Below are 22,088 nucleotides of genomic sequence, written 5' to 3'. Positions count from 1 at the left end.
AGTCATCATGTTACAAAAATATTTATTTATCGATCGGGATGGTACCTTAATTACTGAACCGCCTATTGATTTCCAAGTTGATCGTTTTGAAAAGCTTGCTTTTGAGCCTAATGTCATACCGGCGTTACTCAAACTACAAGCCGCAGGCTTTAAATTGGTCATGGTGACCAATCAAGATGGACTAGGAACCAGTCGTTACCCACAAGCTGATTTTGATGGTCCACATAATCTAATGATGCAAATCTTTCAATCACAAGGCGTGAACTTTGAAGAAGTACTTATCTGTCCGCATTTTCCTGAAGATAATTGCCAATGTCGAAAACCCAAAATTCAATTAGTGCTACCTTATTTGTCTAGCGGTAAATTAGACAAAACCAATAGTTATGTTATAGGTGACAGGGTCACAGATATACAACTCGCTGAAAATATGGGAATTAATGGACTGCATTATCACCCGACACAATTAAATTGGAACGAGATTGCGCAACGATTAACAACAGCCGATCGTTATGCCAAAGTTGCACGACACACCAAAGAAACCAACATACTGGTTGAAGTTTGGTTAGACCGACAAGGTGGAAGCCAAATCAATACTGGCATTGGTTTTTTTGATCATATGCTTGACCAAATTGCGACCCATGGAGGAATTAAGCTTAATATCCAAGTTAAAGGTGATTTGCATGTCGATGATCATCATACTATTGAAGACACAGGGCTTGCTTTAGGCGAAGCGTTGAAAATTGCCCTTGGCGATAAACGAGGTATTGCTCGCTATGCGGCGGTAATTCCTATGGATGAATGTTTAGCGAAATGTTCAATGGATATATCTGGTCGTCCTTATTTGAAATTCAATGCGCAATTTTCTCATCAAAAGGTGGGCGATATGAGTACGCAAATGGTTGAACACTTTTTTTACTCCATAAGTTATGCCATGGGTATTACCCTACATATCGAAACCGAAGGCGATAACGATCATCATAAAGTAGAAAGTCTATTTAAAGTTTTTGCCCGAACGTTAAAACAAGCGATCAAAATCGAAAGTGACAGATTACCCAGTTCAAAAGGAGTGTTGTAATGAACATTGTGATTTTAGATACGGGTTGTGCTAATCTTTCTTCGGTTAAATATGCGATTGAAAGATTGGGATACCAACCTATTATCAGTCTGGAACCTGATGTCGTGCTTAACTCTGATAAGCTTTTGTTACCGGGTGTTGGTTCAGCTTCTGCTGCAATGCAGAAATTGAAAGAACGCAACTTAGTCGAGCTTATTAAAGTGTGTACCCAACCTGTTTTAGGCATTTGTTTAGGCATGCAATTATTGGCTCAATATAGTAATGAAGGTCATGTTGATACATTAGGAATAATAAACGAAAAAGTCATTAAAATTCCCGATTTTGGACTACCACTGCCTCATATGGGGTGGAATAAAGTCTACCCGAAAGCCGGACATCATCTATTTCGAGATATTCCAGATGGTGCTTATTTTTACTTTGTTCATGGATACGCGATGCCATTATGCTCAGCAACTATTGCAGAAACCAATTACGGCGAAAACTTTACCGCTGCCGTGCAAAAAGACAACTTTTACGGTGTTCAATTTCATCCCGAGCGTTCTGGCTTAGCCGGTGCAAAATTGCTCAAAAACTTTCTGGAGATGTAGTCATGAGTGCCTATCCTACTATCATACCTGCACTGGATTTAATTGATGGCACTGTTGTTCGATTACATCAAGGTGATTATGATCTCAAACGTGATTATGGCAATAACCCACTACTGAGATTACAAGATTATCAAAACCAAGGAGCCAAACTATTACATCTTGTTGATTTAACCGGCGCAAAAGATCCCAATGCTCGCCAAATCTCCTTGATTAAAACCTTAATTGCTGGTGTACAAGTTCCCGTTCAAGTTGGTGGAGGTATTCGTACAGAAGACGATATTAAAGCCCTACTTGCCGCCGGCGCCACTCGAGTAGTCATCGGTTCAACAGCCATTAAACAACCTCAACTCGTTAAGCAATGGTTTAACACTTATGGTTCAGATGCATTAGTGTTAGCGCTCGATGTACGAATTGATGAGCAAGGTAACAAATATGTCGCTATTCATGGTTGGCAAGAGAATTCGAATCAAACACTTGAGCAGGTGATTGACGGTTATCTACCTTATGGTTTGAAACATGTGCTTTGTACCGATATATCTAAAGATGGGACACTTAGTGGTTCCAATGTCAAACTTTATCAAGAAATAAGTCAACAATTTCCACAAATCGCGTTTCAAGCATCGGGGGGAATCGGACAATTAACAGACGTACAAGCACTACAAGAAAGTGGTGTTGCCGGTGTGATTGTCGGTCGAGCATTGCTTGAAGGTAAATTTACAGTTCAGGAGGCAATTTCATGCTGGCAAAAAGGATAATCCCTTGTTTAGATGTTCGTGACGGTCAAGTGGTCAAAGGGGTACAGTTTCGCAATCATGAGATCATCGGCGATATTGTACCTCTAGCCAAAAGATATGCTGAAGAAGGTGCTGACGAATTGGTTTTTTATGACATAACAGCATCTTCTGACGGGCGTGTGGTCGATAAAAGTTGGGTTGCCAAAGTTGCAGAAGTGATTGATATTCCTTTTTGTGTGGCTGGCGGTATTAAAACCGTCGAAGATGCTGGGCAAATATTAACCTTTGGTGCGGATAAAATATCGATTAACTCCCCTGCTTTAGCTAACCCCGATTTAATTACAGAGTTAGCCAATTGTTATGGTGTGCAGTGTATTGTAGTTGGGATTGATACTTGGTACGACCAAGAAACTGACAACTACCATGTCTATCAATTTACGGGCGATGAAAAACGTACCGTTGCAACCAAATGGAATACCCTAGATTGGGTTAAGGAAGTGCAGAAACGAGGCGCCGGTGAAATCGTACTCAATATGATGAATCAAGATGGCGTTCGTCATGGGTATGATCTTAAACAACTCAAAGCGATACGCAAAATTTGTCATGTTCCATTAATTGCTTCAGGTGGTGCAGGCACAATGGCGCACTTTTTAGATGCTTTTCAAGATGCTGGTGTGGATGGTGCTTTGGCAGCGTCAGTATTTCATAAACAAATTATTAATATTGCAGAACTTAAACAGTATTTAGCTAACCACGGAGTAGAGATTCGATTATGTTAGTTTCCAATTCAGACAACCAATTAGACGCGAGTCAGCTTGATTGGCAAAAAGTGAATAACTTAATGCCTGTTATTATTCAACACTATGTTTCAGGTGATGTGTTAATGCTTGGCTACATGACGCCAGAAGCCCTTAAACAAACCCAAACTACTGGTAAAGTAACTTTCTATTCACGAACTAAAAATCGACTATGGACGAAAGGCGAAACCTCAGGACATTTTTTAAATGTAAAAAGCATTTCAACCGATTGTGATAACGATACCCTACTGATTTTAGTTGATCCAATTGGCGCTACGTGTCATACCGGTAGCAACAGTTGCTTTGCTAAGGCTAAAACGGAATGGGGGTTTTTATATCAATTAGAGCAATTGCTTGCTGCACGTAAAAATGCCGATCCTCAGTCATCGTATACCGCAAAACTTTATCATGATGGCACCAAACGTATAGCACAAAAGGTGGGCGAAGAAGGCGTTGAAACCGCACTGGCTGCCACCGTACATGACCGAGAAGAACTTAAAAATGAGTCAGCGGATCTGATCTATCATTTGTTAGTTTTATTACAAGATCAAAATCTGTCCCTTCAAGATGTTATCGGTATACTAAAAGCTAGACACAAATAAAACGATACAATAAAGTGCGAAAACCTCGCACTTTACTCAATATTTATTCGGAATAATTTACCGAATGTCAGTCATCAATGACCTAACAAATTGGCAATTTCACACCATTAAACATAGCTTGTACTTCAACATTGTTATCACAAAGAATCAGTCTATCAACCGTTTGTCTATTTAAATGGGGTGAAAATTGACTGATGAAATCGTACATATAGCTACGTAAAAAGAGTGACCGAGCAAAGGCAATATAAGTTGTACTATAAGGAAATATATGGCCTGCATTAAGTACAACAAAATCGCTATCGATATTTTCATTGACTGCCATTTTCGCCACAATGCCGACCCCAACACCCAATTTAACATAAGTTTTAATTAAATCCGCATCAGTTGTGCTAAATACAATATTGGGTAATTGTTTAGCATTAATAAACGCCTGATTTAAATCTGATCCATCATTAGAAAAATCATAGCTGACTAAAGGATATTTTGATAACTCTTCAATTGAAATCATATTACTTTTAGCCAAAGGATGCTCCTTCATGACAATCACAGCTTGATTCCAATGGTAGCAAGGTAAAGCGATCATATCATCACTTAACTGCGAAAGATCGGTAATTATCGCAAAATCAGCTTGACCGGTTTGCGCTTGCAATAGACATTGTTGAGATGATCCTTGCTCCATGTGCAAAATAATATGAGGATACTGTTGCATAAACTTTTGGATGACAACTGGCAAGGTATAACGGGCTTGCGTATAGGTTGTTGTGATGGTTAAAGAACCTTGATTTGGCTGACTGAACTCTTTAGCAATGATTTTGATATCTTTCGATTTATTGAGGATTTCTTTAGCTAATGCAATGATTTTTTCGCCTACCGGTGTCACTTCTGAAAGATGTTTTCCTACACGGGTAAAAATTTGGACGCCTAATTCATCCTCTAATAATTTAATCTGTTTGCTTATACCAGGCTGCGATGTATAAAGTTTTTCGGACGTTAGCGAAACATTAAGATCGTTGTTCACCACTTCGACAATATAACGTAATTGTTGCAATTTCATGACAAAGGCTCCTTTAACTCTATACACTTCCCTCTTGATTAATACGTATTAAAAAGAGGGAAATTATAAGGTAATTCCTTTCACACTTTAGCACAAACGAACCCACGACTTTATACTAAAACGTATACTTAACCTGAATGATATTAACAATCATTCAGGCGTTCTTACCTATTTTTTACTATTGATCCATTTGCCGTCGACGTATTGCATTACCCAACCAGTTGATTTGCCATTTACTTCTGATGTGACATATTGCTGTTTGCTTTTACGACTAAAACGCACAATAGATGGGTTACCATCAGGATCTTTACTTGGTGCTTCAGTTAAATACATAAATTTTTCGGGTAAACGATCTTTAAAACGCTGTAACTCTTCAATTAATGGTGCACGTGTTTCCCTTGATTTTGGAAAATTGTGTGCAGCCAGGAAGATTCCCGATGCGCCATCACGTAGTACAAAGTGTGCATCTGACTTAGTACATTTAAGCTCAGGCAAATCGACCGGATCTTCTTTTGGCGGTGCAACATCACCATTTTTTAATATCTTACGCGTATTTTTACAATCTGGATTGGTACATCCCATGTATAGACCAAAACGTCCTGATTTGAGATGCATTTCAGATCCACATTTTTCACATTCAATAATAGGGCCTTCATAGCTTTTGACTTTGAAGTTACCTTTTTCAACAAGCGATCCATCACAAATTGGATTATTACCACAAATATGCAGTTTTCGCTCATTATCAAGCAGATAACTATCCATTGCCGTGTGACATTTAGGACAACGCTTACGGGCTCTTAACGCATCAGTTTCGGCTGTTTCTGACTCTTCTAAAATATTTAGGGTTTCATGTTCAGGGATTAAGTTAATTGTTTGCTTACAACGCTCTTTAGGCGGTAATGCATAACCGGAACAAGCAAGAAACACACCCGTTCCAGCCGTTTTAATGCCCATTTCACGTCCACAATTTGGACAGGTTATTTCTGGCGTTAAGACTAAAGGATTTAATTGCATTCCCCCTTTGTCTGGCGTTTGTTCAGCAATTTCCAGATGTTTACTAAAATCACTAAAAAACTGATCGAGTACTTCTCGCCATTCTTGTTTTTTATTGGCAATTTCATCCAGTGCATCTTCCATGCGTGCCGTGAAATCATAGCTCATAAGATCATTAAAATTCTCATTTAAGCGATCTGTAACAATTTCACCAATCTTTTCAGCATAAAAACGACGATTATCTAAACGTACATAGCCCCGATCTTGAATAGTTGAAATGATCGTTGCATAAGTTGATGGTCGTCCAATTTCACGCTTTTCAAGCTCTTTTACTAATGACGCTTCATTATAACGTGCAGGTGGTTTAGTAAAGTGTTGATTCGGATTTAAGCTAATTAAATCCAATTTGTCATTAACATTAACCGCCGGTAAAATTTTATCGTCACTATTTTTTGATAATTGAGGTTGCACTTTTGTCCAACCATCAAAGCGTAATGTACGTCCCTTCGCTTTTAAAATAAAATCTCCCGCTTTTACGGTGATTGTGGTGGAATTGTATTCGGCAGCGGTCATTTGACAAGCAACAAACTGTCGCCAAATAAGCTGATAGAGTTTGCACGCATCAGCGTCAACATCGCTAAGCTTATCAGCCAGTATTGTTACATCAGATGGACGAATGGCTTCATGTGCTTCTTGCGAATTCTTTTTACTGCTGTAAACATTGGCAGATTTTGGCAGGTATTTATCCCCAAAATTCTGACCAATATAATCACGCACCATAGTCAATGCATCTTGACTTAAATTGGTTGAATCCGTACGCATATAGGTGATGTAACCTGCTTCATAAAGACGCTGAGCTAACATCATCGTCTTTTTAACACCAAACCCTAAACGGGTACTTGCTGCTTGTTGCAAAGTGGAAGTAATAAAAGGTGCTGTCGGATTGCTTTTGGTTGGTTTTTCTTCAATATTGGTAACATGGTACTGGCTTTTATTAAGTTCAGCCAATGCAATATCGATCGCTACTTTATCTTTTGGCTCAAATGCTTCATTTTTATAATGTGTCACTTGTAACGTTAATTGCGCTTTATTCTGCGTCATTAAATCAGCATACAGATCCCAATACTCTTCGGGAATAAAGGCATGAATTTCACGCTCACGTTCAACGACAAGTCTAACAGCAACCGATTGGACACGCCCCGCAGATAAACCTCGAGCCACTTTTTTCCAAAGTAATGGCGAAAGCATAAAGCCCACAACCCGATCCATAAAGCGACGAGCCTGCTGAGCATTTACCCGATCCATATCTAACATAGATGGTTTATTAAATGCATTTTTAATGGCTGTTTTCGTAATTTCGTTAAATACTACACGACGGTACTTATTATCATCGCCACCAATCACATCTTTTAAATGCCAGGCGATAGCTTCCCCTTCTCTATCCAAGTCGGTTGCGAGGTAAATCATATCGGCATCTTTAGCCAATTTTTTAAGTTCTGATACAACGCGTTCCTTACCGGGTAGAATCTCATAATGTGCTTTCCAACCATCATAAGGATTTACGCTCATGCGACTGACTAACGCTTCTTTTTCTGAGCGTTTTACTTTCTTCTCGGCTTTATCTTTAGTCGTTTTCTCAGCGCGTTGGCTACTACCACTAACGGGTAAATCTCGAATATGCCCCACACTTGATTTTACAACATACTCTTTGCCAAGATATTTATTAATTGTTTTTGCTTTAGCTGGTGATTCCACAATAACAAGGGATTTTCCCATAATTAAACCTATTTATCCTGTAGTTTGTGTTATTTACTGTTGCGCTTCACATCAAGAAGTGACAGTAAATCATCTTTTATTGTTGATACTTTTGTCGCATATTGTTCTTTTTGCTCAGCATCTTCAATAAGTTGCGTAATGGTTTGTGACAACGTACAACCACGGCGTTTAGCTAAATTCGCTAAGCGTTGCCAAACTAAAAACTCCAAATCGATGGACTTCTTCCGTGTATATTGTTGTTCTGCGTTAAAATGTCGTTTTCGTTTTGCCCGTATAGTCTGCTTCATGCGATTATCTAGATCGGGATTCAAATGCGATTTTATCCAATCAACAACGCTTGTTGGATTATGTTCTAACAGTAATAATTCATTTACGGCATGTTGAGCAGCACTTTTTTCAATATAGCGAGTTATTGGCTCGCCCTCTAGATGTTTTTTTACTAAATAGTGCCACTTCCAACCACATTCAAGGTTTTCGAGTTGTTGATATTTCATTTGTTCACCTTGTGACGCTGTAACTATAGAGATTATATGTAGCATAATCGTTTTACACAATAAAGAAAATTATTGCATTTGACAAATTTTTTATAAATCTGGTATCGTTCACCTTTTATATCGTTCTTTATTTAAGGAATCAAAAATAATGGTTAAAGCTGATGTTATTTATATTAATGGCTATATTTATACAGCAGATAAAAAAGATACAGTTTGTGAAGCGATAGCAATCAAAAATGGTTACATAATAGCAACAGGCTCCACAGATGAAATAAATAGCCATCACTATGTTGATAATGATACAGCAATTTACGATCTTCATGGTAAAACGATGATGCCGGGGATAATCGACTCACACCTTCATACTTTTTGGGGTGGCATGCAATTGACCTCATGTAATTTGAATTATCAAAGTTTAACCGTTGAGGATACTTTAGCAATTATTCAAAAACACTTGGATAAAGACAGTCAGAATAATAGCACACAATGGCTACAAGTTCGAGGCTGGTTAAGGCAAGAAGTGTTACCAATTGGTACCGATATTACCCGCTTCGATCTGGATAAACTCAATACTCAGCGACCCGTAATCCTTTTTTCTAACGATTGTCATACGTTAGTTGCTAATAGTATTGCGTTGCAAAAATTTGGTTTGGATAGAAACACACCCGAACCGACAGATGGAAAAATTGGCAGAACACAAGACGGTGAACTTAATGGCATTTTAGAAGATGCACCGGCTATGCGAGCTTTTGACAGCATATCAAAATTGACGGAAGAACAAGCCGCACATATTGCTAAATTAGCACAAGCAGAATTAAACAAACAAGGCGTAACAGCCGTAATGGACGCTCGGATAACTGAAACGCAAGCCGATGCCTTTTTAAAGTTGCAACAGCAAGATCAACTTACCATTCGGTTATTTGGTGCACGAGAGTTACCGCCAGATGATGTTACATCCATTGAAGCTATTCTGGCATTACTCGAAAAAGTTAAACAGTTTGCAAACCGTTATGATGATAAAAATTGGCAACCTAAGCCCGGTATTAAAATTTCACATACTAAACTGTTTGTTGACGGGGTAATGCAAGCACCATTAATGACAGCAAGACTATTGCAACCTTATCAGCTTGAAGATGAAAAAGATCGTTATGGTGATTTGTACTATTCAACTGAGATGCTAAATGCTTTAATTTTAGAGTCCTCTCGTGCCGGTTTTCATCCTCATATGCATACTGTTGGTGAAGGTGCCATTGAAGTAGTGCTTGATGCAATCGAAAAAATGCGCCAAGCATTACCAGATGCCGATATCCGCCCAAGCACAGCGCACAATGAACTTAGTGCTGCGCATCAATATGCAAGGTATAAGCAATTAAATGCTTGTGTAGTGTTTTCATTCCAATGGGCAGGCTGTAGTGCGGCTATGGTTGAACAATATCAAACACTATTTGGCGAAAAGCGCTATTACGGTTTAGAAGCCCACGGGCAATATATCGATGCAGGCGTCAACTGCGCCTTTGGTAGCGATTGGCCAATTGATCCATTAAATGAATGGTATGATTTTCAAATAGCCATGACCCGACAAATTGATGCACAGCACCCACGTTTAAACAGTGACCGTAATTTAACCGCGACCGAAGTTTTACGCTGCGCAACCATTGGCGCTGCTTATGTGCTAAAACAAGATGAGTATATTGGCTCAATTGAAAAAGGTAAATTTGCTGATTTGATCATTCTAGATCGCAATCCATTTACCATTCCAGCAACCGATATGCAAAATGTGAAAGTGTTAACGACTATTGTCGGTGGTAAAACAGTTTATCAACAAGACTCGTAAAAACTATAGCTTTAGATAGTTTGAAAAATAGAGCCAACCTAACCGTTGGCTTTATTTTTGTTTAGTCATTACGTCTTTATCGTTTATATGAATAATAGGTACGTTAGCAAATAAGCAAGCTGTTCCCCACCTAGAACGGATAATTAGTTTCTTGTTAGTTTTAATAATTTAATTACTATATACATTAGCAATCAGTACTGAAAGTAAGAATAATGGTAAATGCTTTGGTTGCACATCTGTAACAAGGAAAATCAAAATTACTTTTGATTTAAATTTTCTTACATTTTAAAACATTCATCCAAAATATCACTGTTATTAGAAATAACTTTGAACAATAATTTTCCTATAAATATTTTTTTCACTACTTCATATCAAATCCACAATAATCTCTTTTTCTCCAATTTAAAATACAATATATTTTATGAACAAATTACCTTGGCTTTTTCAATTTTTTATCCTTCTATGCTTATCTATAATAGAACGCTGAACCTAAATATAGGTCACGTCTACGAGTTTAAATAATCAATTTTTATTAAGATTTGTTTAGAAATAATTCATATTGAATGATCTAATTCAAAATTTGCATAATTTAATGTCAATATAATAAAAATTAACTTGCATAATTATAATAATATGGGAGAATTCCCTGCCGCTTTTAGCGGGTAAAAAGGCAAAACTATACTTAGTAGTTTTTTATTGTTTTTTGGGACAGAGGAGCAAAGTTAGTCATGTCCGCAATAAAAATGAAACGAGTTTTAACCACACCTGCATTGATTGCATTTGGTTTAGCTTATATGGTTCCTTTGGGGATCTTTACCACTTATGGGGAAGTCACTGTTACAAGTAATGGACACTTACCTATAGCCTATATTATCACTCTAGCAATGATCTTTTTCACAGCATTGAGCTATTGCCGTATGGCCAATAAGCTACCAATTGCTGGTTCAGCCTATTCGTATGTACAACGTACTTTTGGTGGAAAAGTCGGTTTTTTGGTTGGTTGGGCTCAAATTTTAGATTACCTTTTTTTACCAATTTTAAATTATTTGGTTTTAGGTATTTATTTAAACGAAGCGTTTCCAGCGATTCCTGCACCCGTATTTGTTTTAGGATCTTTAATTGGCGTAAGTTTACTCAATTATTTGGGAATTAAACTAATTAATTCGGTTAATTTCACTTTGATCATCATTCAAATGATTTTTATCGGTTTATTTATCTTTTTGACATTTACAAACGTTAATTTAACGCCTGATGCTATGATGAAACCATTATCAGTTAATGCTGGCGATTTTAGCGGATTACTATCTGGTGCAGCAATATTATGTTTGGCTTTTTTAGGGTTTGATGCTATTGCGACATTAGCTGAAGAATCGAATGATGCCCAAAAATCGCTACCAAGAGCAATTATCTGGACTGTCCTTATTGCTGGATGTATCTTTTTAGTCGTTTCTTATTGTGCTCATTTAGCCTATCCAAATTGGACTGATTTTGCAGAAAATAAAGATACCGCAAGTTTAGAAGTTGTTCGTCGTGTGGGTGATATTAGCCGGTTAGGTGGAGAGTTTATGTATAACTTCTTCCAAGCGGCTTATTTAACAGGTGTGTTTGCCTCTGCAATGACTGCACAAACCAGTGTTTCACGGATCTTCTATGCAATGGGTCGTGAAGGCGTATTACCAAAGCAGATCTTTTATCGTATCCACCCTCGTTTTAGAACACCTTATTTATCTATAATATTTGTAGCATGTTTTTCATTATTATCGTTGGTGTTAAGTTTAACATTGGTTGTTTCAATGATTAGCTTTGGGGCGTTAGTCGCATTTACTTTTGTCAATTTATGTGTAATTAAAAGCTATTTAGGTGAAGGTCAAACCAAAACACTCGCGTTAATCATCAAATATGGTCTTTTACCGGCAATTGGTGTTTTACTTTCTTTATGGTTGTGGACTAGTTTAGATGCGACAGCCATGATAGTTGGTTTAATTTGGCTCGCTATTGGATTTTTCTATCTGATATATTTAACTAAGGGTTTTACAAAATTATTGCCATCTATTGATCCACACGAATTAAATTCAATCATCAAAGATTAGCTTAATTTTTTTAAATAGTTCTACTTAAAAGTATTCAGTTCTCGCCCTTTTAAAACCATTCCGTCGACCTAAGTCGACGGAATATATATGTTTATAACATTCTGTTTTGATAAAGATTTATCAATTATTCACCAAAACCAGTAGCAAATAATTCGCGGATTTCATCCATTGCTGCTTGCTCGTCTTCTCCATCACAGATGATTTCAACAGTTGAACCACCTTTTACACCTGCTCCTAGCAGCCCCATCATACTTTTTAGTTTAATCGCTTTGTCGTTATAAACAAGCTCAATTGATGATTTATAGCGACCGGCTAATTTAACTAATGCCGTTACTGGGCGCGCATGAAGACCGGTTGAATTTTTTACTACCATTTGCTCTTTTAACATACTAAGTCCTTCTTTCTATCTTAAGTTAATACAATACCTAGTATTTATATCATAAAATAATCTGTTTTGCTCATTTTTAGATATAAATTTTTATAATTTATACAAAGCTTTTTATTAATTTAAACTTAATACTATTTTATGCCCAATAATATCTAACTACATGAAAAAAAACAGGCGCAGCAAAACAGATTGAATCGAAACGATCAAGTACACCACCATGTCCGCCAATTAGGTTACCCCAATCTTTTACCCCCCTATCACGCTTTATGGCAGACATAACTAATCCGCCAAAAAATCCAAGCAAGGTGATCATGAGAGAAATTAAACCAGCTTGAATAAAACTAAATGGCGTAATCCAAAACAGACAACTACCAATAAAACTGGCTGTAATTATGCCACCAATAAATCCTTCCACTGTTTTGGATGGTGAGAGATTTGGGCTAATTTTATGTTTACCAAATAATTTACCAAAGACATACTGCAAAACATCTGACATTTGAACAACTAACACCAAAAAAGCAATAAGTAATAAATTTCGGTCGTGATAGTTATCAATTTGGAGTGACAATAAGGCAGGCACACAAGAGATATTATATACGGTGATGACTAATCCCCATTGTACTTCGGCCGTTCTGTCTAAGAATTTAAATGAGGATCCGGTAATTGTGGCTAAAATAGAAAGAATTAAAAAACCATATACTGGAATGAATATGCTAAATAGACCATACCATGAAACAGCAACTAAAATATATTGCGCCGGCAACGCTATTCCAAAAGCAAATATTAAAACGTAATAATCATATCGGCTAATGCTGGTCAGATTAAGAAACTCTCGTAATGCTAAACCCGATACCACAAAAAATAAAAAAATGACGGCTAATTTTCCGATCAAAAAAGCAGTACCTAAAATCGCCACCATGACCCACCACGCATTAATGCGAGTATTTAAATTATCAATAACGCGATTAGGTGATCGAATTCGATGTTTTAACGTGAGTCCAATTAACGAAGCAACGATTAAAAATAGAGTAACGCCCAAAAATAACAATAAAGTATGGTATTGATAGTTAGACATCTATTTCCTCAAATTACTGATTCTTTTAATACTTTAAAAATGAATGTTGAAATCATTTTACAATAAATTATAAATAATACGACTGGCAAATCCGCCTATAAAGAGTAAAAGTTGGATCATCACTGTCACTATTTGAATTTTGAAAAGTCGTAATGTCCCTTTTTCGCGCTCATACATTGTTCGAGATTTAGAAAGATCAGATTTAATTAAACCTAATTTTACAAGCGCATGATCTAACTCTTTCAACACTATTGAGGGTTCCTGAATATATGGCGTCGAATATTCAAAAAGTTTGATATCGAAATTAGTCCTAAGTGCATAATATTGACTTATTAAGCCAAAAATAAAAACAAAAAAACAGATTAAACTTATCAGATTTGAATCATTAATTGCCAGATAAATAAAGCCAATGACCAACGCAGAAATTGTTAATAACCCAGAAAAAATATTAATTTGCTTACTTAAAGAAAGTAAACTACACAATGTCACAATTTGAGTTTGATTGGTGTGAAACTGTTTTCTATTATGATCAGATTTCAGCATGTAGATTTCTGCTCCATTCTATTAATATTAACCGTTGTCTAGTTGAAATAACAATATTACGCCGACATGTTCTTACCTTAGCTATCGCATCATCAACATCCTTGGCTCGATGAGTCCACAACAACCACGCGATAACTGCTGTCGCACTTCTTGAATAACCTAATGCACAGCAAACTAACAATCGACCTTGCAGTCGATATTGTTCAATGATTTCAGCCGTCATTTGACATTGCGCTTGCGTGAGCGGTGTCATATCCAAAATTGGCATTAGCATATAATTACCTTTAAATTGACCTATCGGCAGTTCTGCACATAAATCAACAATAGTTGTAAATTGATTGTGTTTCAGATTGTAGGTTGAAGGAATTCTACCTAAATAAACGTTATCCTCAATGAAATTGTTTGGATGGTACCGAATCGTCCATAAACGTGAATTGATCCACATAATGATAAAATAAGGGAAATATAATAAAATAACGACGAGTGAAAAATGCCCATTAGATTGTTTTTGATATCCTTTTGCACCTATCAATAAATAATTAAGGGCGACCAACAAAAATGCCCCAGAAAGCCAAAATAGCCAAAGTCCCCACCCCTTCATATAAATGGCCAAACTCATGGTTAACAGAGTTAAACAGCAATAAATAAAAGCCCAACGGTACTGTTTTGATAAAGACGTGAATTTTAATGGCGATATTCCATTATTAGGCCATAACCAAATACACAAACAACCTACCCATACACCTGTTGGGATATCAAAAAAATGATGTTGCCAGGTTGTTAATACCGATAGCGCAATTAACAAACACCAAATATGCAAAATATTACGGAAAAAAGTCTGAAAATAATTAGCATAGAACTGCCATAAAATAATAAGTAATGTGATATGTAATGATGGGGCTTGATTAAAAGGTTTATCAAATCCCATAAGAAAATCAAAAAGTAAACCAAAAAATCCGTCCATAGCTGGACGATCAAAACTGAATTTAAGTGGGAAAAGAAGAAAACAACAGACACAAATAATTTGTGCGGTTAATAATCTAAAGCAAAGTATTTTTAATGACTGATTCGATTTTGCTAGTAATATAGCAAGTCCATACATTAAATCTATCGACCAATAGGGCACAATCGTCCATGACCAAAGTGGTATGAGCGTTTCCCAATCAAAAACAATGCTACTGATATCATTACGTTCAGCTGTGAATGCATTGCTAAAATTGTAACTAGCAAAGAAGAATACCGTTAACCCGATAAGCCATAAACATTTGTTAATGTTTAATTGAATAGAACACTGCTTCATCATAACATTAATCAATTAATCAATGCGCTGAGCTAATGACACCGTAAAAATCCCCCACTGATCAATACGCATTGTGACTTTTCGAAAGCCTGCTGCCATGACAAGTTGATCCATTTCAAGCTGTGTCCGTCTGCGCATTATCCATGGTTGCCCGTCACGATGTGAAGTTAATGCTCGGGCAATAAACTCAAGTTGAGGATGCCAAGGTTGATTGGTATAAATTAAATATCCACCTTTGGGGATAGCATCCGCTAAACCCGATAAAGACTCACGTAATAATGAATTATCACTAAACAATTCATACAAACCAGAAACGACAGCTAATGTTGGTTTAGGCGATAGGTCAGCTAACTGCTGTCTGTTAAAAGCATCGCCCTTTTCAAACTGAACAAGGTGACTCAAGCCTAATTCAGTAATCAAATTTTGACCATCACGAATATTAATATCGCTATAATCTCTAAGGAGTACTGAATCAGGTTTCTTGGCTAATTGATTAATAGTCTCAAGAATATAACGTCCATGACCTGCTGCTATATCAACAATATTGACGATATTATCGTGTTTTTGTAATTGCGATATGGCTAATTTTAATAATTCTTCAAGATGTATTTTACGTTGCCGAATTCCTCGCCAACCCATTGATTGCAAATAAATATAGTCAAAAAACTGACCTAATTTTGAACTTCCTGAGGGTTGATTACGATAAACATAATCCAATGTGCTACCTGAGTCGAACCCAGTTTCAACTCCAAGTTTGATACCATCAGAAATTTTACTGGCATATTTCAAATTAGCTTTGATGAATTTCCAATAAAGGGGTTTAACTATTCCCTTAACAGGCAATGATAAATTATCGGCTTCTTGCTTAGTATAACCAACAAGGTCTGCGTTAACCAAAGAAGGAATATTAGGTTGATTTGCAAAGCACCCTATAATAAAACGCCTTGCTCTTTCAATAGCGATATGGCGTTCTTGTTCACCAAACGTGTCATGATAAAAATTAGGCAAGATATGAAATTCTTTTTGAGTTGTACCTAAATTTTCATAAAACTGTTTCTGAGGTTTGCGTCTGACAACAAAATCAGAACCAGAAACAAGTATTTGAGTTGGCACTGTTATTGCATTAGCATCTTTAACAATACGATCAGCTACAGAATATAAATCAAGTAGCAATCTGACTGAAATTGGTCGAGTGATTAATGGATCTTGATTAAATGATTCTGCTCGTTGTTTGTCATGAGTCAATAATCCAGATTTAACGTAACTATTAACAAAAAAATTACCTTTCAGATTATATAATAATTTTAAACCAGGCACTGCCAAAGGAACATAAAGTTTTACACGAAAAGCAGGCGCTCCTAGTACTAAGGCTCGAATATTAGGGGTATAGTCATGTACCCATGCACTTGCAATGACGGCACCCACACTTTGTGCAATTATTGCAATATCTTGTTGTCTTAAACTATATTCATGGGTAATGTGTTCAATAAAAGCATTCGCATCCTTGATCAGCGTAGCAAAATTGGGGGCATCGCCTCGTTCACCTTCTGATTGTCCATTACCTCGGGCATCCCATGCAAAAATGTGAAAATTAGGTAATTCAAGTTCGTCGGCAAGATGCGCTATTCGACCAGAATGTTCATGTCCTCGATGAAAAAGCACAATCGCTTGTTTGGGTTGAATATCGCCATCTATTGCCGGCCAATAGCGATAAAATATTTGGCATCCATCATGGCTTGTGAATGTTTTTTGTTGCTGTTGACGCATCGACAACTCCTTGTTAAATTTTAGCTTCTTGCAAACCTTTTCGAATTCGATTCACAGTCGTCCATATGAGTAAAAAAATAATTATTCCTAATAACGTATTTATCCAATTCAATGGTAACAAACCGGTAGCAATGCCTAAACTGATTAAGCTAAAAATAAAAGCTCTATCGCTTTTTCCCATTGGACCGTCATACCGTCTGGATGCACCAATTAGTAACCCTAAAACACCACTATATTCAGTTAAAAAAGACAGTAACACAATCAATATCACTAAACCAGTATTGACACTTGGCACCTGAATAAATACTAATAATAGCGCACAATCGGAAATAACATCCGTTATTTCATTTAAATATGCGCCTAAATTAGATTTTTGATGATACTCTCGTGCTAACATGCCATCAATGGCATTGAGCACCATTCGAATAAACATCCATACTGGAATCAAGAAAAATAGCCAAAGATATTCAATAAAATAACTCACAATCAAGGCGATAAAAATAGAGCCCATACAAGCGAATAAGGTGACTTGATTAGCGGTAATGTTCGCATTATAAAATTTCTCAACGCAGGGACGAAGTAACGATTGAAATCGGGATTTTAATTGATAAATTGATAACACAAACAATCCTTTTATAAATTATCTTTTTACTATTACTTACACTGAATCGTCATGTACTTTAACATTTAAACAATCCGTTGTAACTGGGTATACTTTAATGAACTTACCATAAAATGCAAACGATTAAGCACATTTACTTCGCCTGCACCATCATCAAAGTCTAAATAGAGTAAGTTGAGTTTTGGGTTAAGATCTCGCATTCGTTTTTCAACACCTTTAGATACAACATGATTTGCAATACATCCAAACGGTTGCAGGCTAATAACATTGTTAATTCCCTGTTCAGCAAATGTCATGATGCCAGCAGGAATCAACCAACCTTCACCATATTGATTCGCCAGATTTAAGATTTCTTCAGCCTTTTTAGACATATCGCGAATATTATGGAAAGGTTGATAATACTTAAATTGGGACAAAATTTTATTTGTTTTATCAATATACCGATATGCAATCTTTTCAAAAAAGGATATTAGATAAGAGATATAACTCTTTGATGAGAGATAATTATTGACATTACTATCATAATTAACAAAACATTGCGCAAAAAACTCAATCATTGGTGGAATAACCGGTTCAATACCCTGCTCGACAAGCCATTCAACACTGTGTTGATTACCAAAACTATTATATTTAACGTAAATTTCGCCCACTATACCGATTTGTGGACAATCTTTATGGTGTGTTTCAATTTGATTAAAGTGTAGAACGGCTTGCGTTAATAGTTCGAAGATGGCCTTTTTACCTTGCTTTTGTTGAATAAGTTGTTGCAATTTATGCATATAAAGCGCTTTAAGCTGATCAGCTTGTTGTTTAACTTTCGCTCTTGGCGCAATGGCGTAATACATTTTTGATAGTGAATCAGCAAAAAGCATCGCAAAAAAAGTTATCGGTAATGTTTTAAACCAATTTAGCTTAAAGCCAGGTTGTTCTATTTCATTAATATTTCCAGTACTAAGTGAAATTATGGGAATATCTTCAAAACCATTACTGATCATCGCTTTTTTGATCAACGATAAATAACTACTCGCTCGACATTGTCCACCCGTTTGAGTTATCCCTATTGCCACATCATTACGGTCATATTTACCTGAACGCAATGCTTTAATAATATCTCCAACAATAATTGTTGCTGGATAACAGATTTCGTTATTGCAGTATTTTAATCCCCATTCGACTGAACGCTTATCTGGTTTAGGTAATGTTTCCAGTTTATAACCCGATAACGCAAAAATTGGCGTTAAAAGCGGAGAATAAAAATCGGAGATAAACGGTGCTAAAATGGTACGACGTTGCTTATCTTGCTTGCTAAAAATAGCCGTTTTTTTACTTTCATCTGTTTTTAACGGTTGCTGATGATTCATTCGTATCGATTCAATAATGGAACGTAAACGTAATCTAACAGAACCCGTTGCGGTAATTTCGTCAACACGAATTATCGTACCGGTTTTACCTTTTGATTCTAAAATTGCTTTACACTCATCGGTAACAATAGCATCAGGCCCGCAACCAAATGAATTAAGCTGAACAAATTGGATATTATTGGGTTGCTCTGCAACGAATGAAGCGGCAGCATATAAACGATTCGGGTAGCTCCATTGTGAACAAATTTGAAGTTCTGGTGATAACCGGCTAATGCCACCTAATACAGAATCTTCAGTAATCACATCACAACCAAGCGCATTTAAGATTTCAGGTGTTTTATGGTTTATTAAACTATCACTATGATAAGGCCGTCCTGCTAAAATAAATACATATCGCCCTGTTTGTTTGGCATTATCTAATACTTCAATCGCTTTGTTGTAAAGATTCTGTTTAAACTGCGACTGTGCCATTAATGCTGCCGAAAAGGCGTTATCAATGACTTTTTTCGCTATACCTAATGACCGTAAATATTGAACACAACTTTTTTTGAGTAACTTCACATCCGTGAAATTCATCACAGGATAATCAATCGGAATACCATATTTTAATTCTGGATTGATAGCACTATGTATGACTTCTGCATAACTACTCACAATAGGACAATTATAACTATTTACTGCATTATCAAACTGGGATGATTCAAATACGACCATAGGCATAAAAATACGATCCACTTTTTGACCAACTAATTCCATAATATGCCCATGTACTAATTTAGCAGGAAAACAGATACTATCAGACATTACTGTACCTGCTCCTTGTTCATAAATTTTATGGGTCGAATAAGGTGAAAGTATTACGTTGATACCACTTTGAGTCAATAACGTATGCCAAAAAGGAAAATTTTCATACTGTCCAAGAACACGAGGTATGCCTATATTAATTTTTGCTTGAGGATTTTCGACAGTGATTCGATCAAACAAGAGCGTGTTTTTATAATCAAACATGTTAAAGGCATGATTATCTTTATATTGATTATTACTTAAGAAACGTTCACATTTATTACCGGAATAATATTTTTGTCCATTGGCAAAACGGTAGATCATAATATCACAATTATTTTCGCACCCCTTACAACGAGAAGGTTTCGCTTTGTTATCTTCAGCTTTTGCTAAGTTATCCAGCCCAATAAATTGTGAAGGTGTATTATTTTCAACAAAATAATTTTTTGCCACTAAAGCAGAGCCATAGGCGCCCATTAATTCAGGGATATTTGAGCTGGTGATTTGCGCACCGGTTAATTGTTCTAAGGCTCGAAAAACAGCAGGATTCTTAAAGGTTCCACCTTGTACGACGATATTATTACCTAATTTACGCATATCGTGCAGTTTAAGCACTTTATGAATTGCATTTTTAATCACTGAAAACGCCAGTCCAGCCGAAATATCCCCCATGGTGGCATTTTCGCGTAGGGCTTGTTTAACTTTAGAGTTCATAAACACAGTACAGCGTGTACCTAAATCACAGGGATGAGTTGATTGACAGGCCGCATCGGCAAAATCAATGGTATTTGAGTTTAATGATTTAGCAAAAGTTTCAATGAAGGAACCACACCCTGATGAACAAGCTTCATTAAGTTCGATATGATTAACCACACCATTGGCAATAAAAATGGCTTTCATATCTTGACCACCGATATCCATGATAAAACTGACATCTGGATCAATATGCTTTGCTGCGGCAAAATGCGCCATCGTTTCAACTAAACCATCATCAATACCAAATGCGGCTTTTAATAACTCTTCGCCATAACCGGTGACACCCGTTCTCAAAATCACAATATCTTTATTGGATGTCTCAATTTCTTTTTTTAATTGAGATAATCCTTTAATCAGTGCACTTATTGAATGACCGTTATTGGGGGCATAATAAGTAAACAGTAGTTCATCATCTTCACTAATTAACGTAATTTTGGTTGTCGTTGAACCACTATCTATGCCCAAAAAAGCATTTTGCTTTTTATAATCTGCGATATTTAATCGAGGAATATCGATATATTTCCGTCTTTTTTTCCAGTCATCAAATGATAAGGCTTCATTAAAAAGAGGAGATAATCGAAAAGATTGATTCACTGCAATTTTTGTTGAAGCATTTAATTTCTCGATAAAACTATTAATTGAAAGTTCAGCACGTTCAATCGGATGAATTGCCGCCCCCCAAGCAGACAACAATGTTGGATAAGGCGTTTCAACTAGCTGATCTTCACCTAATTTCAACGTATTAAGCGCTGCTTTACCTAAGGTTGGAATAAAGGAAAATGGCCCACCAATTAACATCACTTTAGGAACGATATCATAACCACGTGCTAAGGTATTAACGAGTTGAATACAAACAGCATGTAAAACAGAATAGGCGATATTTTCTTTTGAGACATTACGACTAATGAGATTTTGGACATCGGTTTTGGCAAAAACGCCACAACGAGAAGCAATCGGAAAGATTTTGTCATGATGTTGAGCGAGTTGATCAAATTGTTGAACAGGCGTGTTTAATAAGGTTGCCATTTGATCGATAAATGCCCCTGTCCCACCTGCACAGCTACCGTTCATTCGAATATCGGGCGGGCGATCGGGAAAGAAGAAAATCATCTTACTATCTTCACCGCCAATATCAATTAACGTTCTGACTTCGGGATAGTTGCGCTGCACAACTTCCGATGCCGCCACCACTTCTTGGATAAAAGGAATATCGGCTTTTTCAGATATTCCCATACCAGCCGAACCGGTTACCTTGACGGATAGACAAATATTATTACCAAACTTCTGTTTAATTTCATTAAGTAAATCGAGGACTGTCGCCACAATATGTGTATTATGACGAATGTAATTGGTATAAACAAAATTGTCAAACTCATCAAGTACAACACATTTCGCTGTTGTGGAACCCACATCTAAACCAAATTTAAATAATTTTGACATAAGCAGCACATAATCCC

General features: G+C 36.6%; 17 protein-coding genes. 7 read left to right on the top strand and 10 right to left on the bottom strand.

What is annotated here, in order from left to right:
* The first annotated feature begins 7 nt into the window (after positions 1-7).
* From hisB to hisIE, 5 genes are read left to right on the top strand one after another with little or no spacing between them, the layout of a single operon-like run.
* Positions 8-1,075 (top strand): bifunctional histidinol-phosphatase/imidazoleglycerol-phosphate dehydratase HisB, encoded by a 1,068-nt coding sequence (hisB, locus tag ACGH6P_RS02070; RefSeq protein ID WP_411596602.1) that lies wholly within the window; start codon positions 8-10, stop codon positions 1,073-1,075.
* Positions 1,075-1,662 (top strand): imidazole glycerol phosphate synthase subunit HisH, encoded by a 588-nt coding sequence (gene hisH / locus ACGH6P_RS02065; protein WP_411596601.1) that lies wholly within the window; start codon positions 1,075-1,077, stop codon positions 1,660-1,662. Before hisB ends, hisH begins: the two co-directional genes overlap by 1 nt.
* A gap of 2 nt (positions 1,663-1,664) precedes the next feature.
* Complete coding sequence (hisA, locus tag ACGH6P_RS02060; RefSeq protein ID WP_411596600.1) at positions 1,665-2,417, top strand: 1-(5-phosphoribosyl)-5-[(5-phosphoribosylamino)methylideneamino]imidazole-4-carboxamide isomerase; 753 nt, start codon at positions 1,665-1,667, stop codon at positions 2,415-2,417.
* Positions 2,399-3,175 (top strand): imidazole glycerol phosphate synthase subunit HisF, encoded by a 777-nt coding sequence (gene hisF, locus ACGH6P_RS02055; RefSeq protein ID WP_411589751.1) that lies wholly within the window; start codon positions 2,399-2,401, stop codon positions 3,173-3,175. The genes hisA and hisF overlap by 19 nt, the downstream gene beginning before the upstream one ends.
* Positions 3,169-3,795, top strand: coding sequence for a bifunctional phosphoribosyl-AMP cyclohydrolase/phosphoribosyl-ATP diphosphatase HisIE (hisIE, locus tag ACGH6P_RS02050; RefSeq protein ID WP_267350795.1), 627 nt, complete (start codon positions 3,169-3,171; stop codon positions 3,793-3,795). Before hisF ends, hisIE begins: the two co-directional genes overlap by 7 nt.
* A gap of 82 nt (positions 3,796-3,877) precedes the next feature.
* Here hisIE and cysB read toward each other — a convergent pair whose 3' ends face one another.
* From cysB to matP, 3 genes are all read right to left on the bottom strand, one after another.
* Positions 3,878-4,849 (bottom strand): HTH-type transcriptional regulator CysB, encoded by a 972-nt coding sequence (gene cysB, locus ACGH6P_RS02045; protein ID WP_411596599.1) that lies wholly within the window; start codon positions 4,847-4,849, stop codon positions 3,878-3,880.
* A 168-nt stretch (positions 4,850-5,017) separates the two neighbouring features.
* Positions 5,018-7,618, bottom strand: coding sequence for a type I DNA topoisomerase (topA, locus tag ACGH6P_RS02040; RefSeq protein WP_411596598.1), 2,601 nt, complete (start codon positions 7,616-7,618; stop codon positions 5,018-5,020).
* Positions 7,619-7,647: 29 nt separating this feature from the next.
* Positions 7,648-8,112 carry a macrodomain Ter protein MatP gene (matP, locus tag ACGH6P_RS02035; protein ID WP_220215114.1) on the bottom strand — a complete coding sequence of 155 codons (465 nt, stop codon included), beginning with the start codon at positions 8,110-8,112 and terminating at the stop codon, positions 7,648-7,650.
* A 148-nt stretch (positions 8,113-8,260) separates the two neighbouring features.
* On the opposite strand from matP, the gene ACGH6P_RS02030 reads away from it, so the two are divergent.
* Positions 8,261-9,946 carry an amidohydrolase gene (locus ACGH6P_RS02030; RefSeq protein WP_411596597.1) on the top strand — a complete coding sequence of 562 codons (1,686 nt, stop codon included), beginning with the start codon at positions 8,261-8,263 and terminating at the stop codon, positions 9,944-9,946.
* Positions 9,947-10,674: 728 nt separating this feature from the next.
* A complete protein-coding gene (locus ACGH6P_RS02025) occupies positions 10,675-12,036 on the top strand; it encodes an APC family permease (RefSeq protein ID WP_411596596.1) in 1,362 nt (453 codons plus the stop codon).
* Between the two features lie 124 nt (positions 12,037-12,160).
* Here the strand turns inward: ACGH6P_RS02025 and ACGH6P_RS02020 are convergent, their stop codons facing one another.
* The 7 genes from ACGH6P_RS02020 to ACGH6P_RS01990 all read right to left on the bottom strand — a co-directional run bounded on the left by ACGH6P_RS02020 (position 12,161) and on the right by ACGH6P_RS01990 (position 22,071).
* Positions 12,161-12,424 (bottom strand): HPr family phosphocarrier protein, encoded by a 264-nt coding sequence (locus tag ACGH6P_RS02020; protein ID WP_065558280.1) that lies wholly within the window; start codon positions 12,422-12,424, stop codon positions 12,161-12,163.
* Between the two features lie 136 nt (positions 12,425-12,560).
* Positions 12,561-13,499: a phosphatidate cytidylyltransferase gene (locus tag ACGH6P_RS02015; RefSeq protein WP_411596595.1), complete on the bottom strand. Its 939-nt coding sequence runs from the start codon at positions 13,497-13,499 to the stop codon at positions 12,561-12,563.
* Positions 13,500-13,556: 57 nt separating this feature from the next.
* Entirely contained in the window at positions 13,557-14,042 is a 486-nt protein-coding gene (locus tag ACGH6P_RS02010) for a hypothetical protein (protein WP_411596594.1), read from the bottom strand.
* Positions 14,029-15,345, bottom strand: coding sequence for a phosphatase PAP2/dual specificity phosphatase family protein (locus tag ACGH6P_RS02005; protein WP_411596593.1), 1,317 nt, complete (start codon positions 15,343-15,345; stop codon positions 14,029-14,031). Before ACGH6P_RS02005 ends, ACGH6P_RS02010 begins: the two co-directional genes overlap by 14 nt.
* Positions 15,346-15,357: 12 nt before the next feature.
* Positions 15,358-17,109, bottom strand: coding sequence for a bifunctional alpha/beta hydrolase/class I SAM-dependent methyltransferase (locus ACGH6P_RS02000; protein WP_411596592.1), 1,752 nt, complete (start codon positions 17,107-17,109; stop codon positions 15,358-15,360).
* A 13-nt stretch (positions 17,110-17,122) separates the two neighbouring features.
* On the bottom strand, positions 17,123-17,731 hold the full coding sequence (locus ACGH6P_RS01995; protein ID WP_411596591.1) for a CDP-alcohol phosphatidyltransferase family protein: 609 nt from the start codon (positions 17,729-17,731) through the stop codon (positions 17,123-17,125).
* Positions 17,732-17,796: 65 nt separating this feature from the next.
* Entirely contained in the window at positions 17,797-22,071 is a 4,275-nt protein-coding gene (locus tag ACGH6P_RS01990) for an acyl-CoA dehydratase activase-related protein (protein WP_411596590.1), read from the bottom strand.
* Positions 22,072-22,088 lie beyond the last annotated feature (17 nt).

Source organism: Gilliamella sp. CG25 (assembly GCF_046635705.1).
GTDB lineage: Bacteria > Pseudomonadota > Gammaproteobacteria > Enterobacterales > Orbaceae > Gilliamella > Gilliamella apicola_I.
Note: the sequence above shows the minus strand (reverse complement) of the source record. Positions and strands in the feature narration are given on the sequence as shown.

Excerpts from the sequence above, each read along its gene's own strand:
- cysB (WP_411596599.1), bottom strand. The coding sequence starts at position 4,849 with ATGAAATTGCAACAATTACGTTATATTGTCGAAGTGGTGAACAACGAT.
- ACGH6P_RS02030 (WP_411596597.1), top strand. The coding sequence starts at position 8,261 with ATGGTTAAAGCTGATGTTATTTATATTAATGGCTATATTTATACAGCA.
- ACGH6P_RS02010 (WP_411596594.1), bottom strand. The coding sequence starts at position 14,042 with ATGCTGAAATCTGATCATAATAGAAAACAGTTTCACACCAATCAAACT.
- ACGH6P_RS02020 (WP_065558280.1), bottom strand. The coding sequence starts at position 12,424 with ATGTTAAAAGAGCAAATGGTAGTAAAAAATTCAACCGGTCTTCATGCG.
- hisA (WP_411596600.1), top strand. The coding sequence starts at position 1,665 with ATGAGTGCCTATCCTACTATCATACCTGCACTGGATTTAATTGATGGC.
- hisF (WP_411589751.1), top strand. The coding sequence starts at position 2,399 with ATGCTGGCAAAAAGGATAATCCCTTGTTTAGATGTTCGTGACGGTCAA.
- ACGH6P_RS02000 (WP_411596592.1), bottom strand. The coding sequence starts at position 17,109 with ATGCGTCAACAGCAACAAAAAACATTCACAAGCCATGATGGATGCCAA.
- ACGH6P_RS02005 (WP_411596593.1), bottom strand. The coding sequence starts at position 15,345 with ATGATGAAGCAGTGTTCTATTCAATTAAACATTAACAAATGTTTATGG.
- topA (WP_411596598.1), bottom strand. The coding sequence starts at position 7,618 with ATGGGAAAATCCCTTGTTATTGTGGAATCACCAGCTAAAGCAAAAACA.
- matP (WP_220215114.1), bottom strand. The coding sequence starts at position 8,112 with ATGAAATATCAACAACTCGAAAACCTTGAATGTGGTTGGAAGTGGCAC.
- hisB (WP_411596602.1), top strand. The coding sequence starts at position 8 with ATGTTACAAAAATATTTATTTATCGATCGGGATGGTACCTTAATTACT.
- hisH (WP_411596601.1), top strand. The coding sequence starts at position 1,075 with ATGAACATTGTGATTTTAGATACGGGTTGTGCTAATCTTTCTTCGGTT.
- ACGH6P_RS01990 (WP_411596590.1), bottom strand. The coding sequence starts at position 22,071 with ATGTCAAAATTATTTAAATTTGGTTTAGATGTGGGTTCCACAACAGCG.
- ACGH6P_RS02015 (WP_411596595.1), bottom strand. The coding sequence starts at position 13,499 with ATGTCTAACTATCAATACCATACTTTATTGTTATTTTTGGGCGTTACT.
- hisIE (WP_267350795.1), top strand. The coding sequence starts at position 3,169 with ATGTTAGTTTCCAATTCAGACAACCAATTAGACGCGAGTCAGCTTGAT.
- ACGH6P_RS02025 (WP_411596596.1), top strand. The coding sequence starts at position 10,675 with ATGTCCGCAATAAAAATGAAACGAGTTTTAACCACACCTGCATTGATT.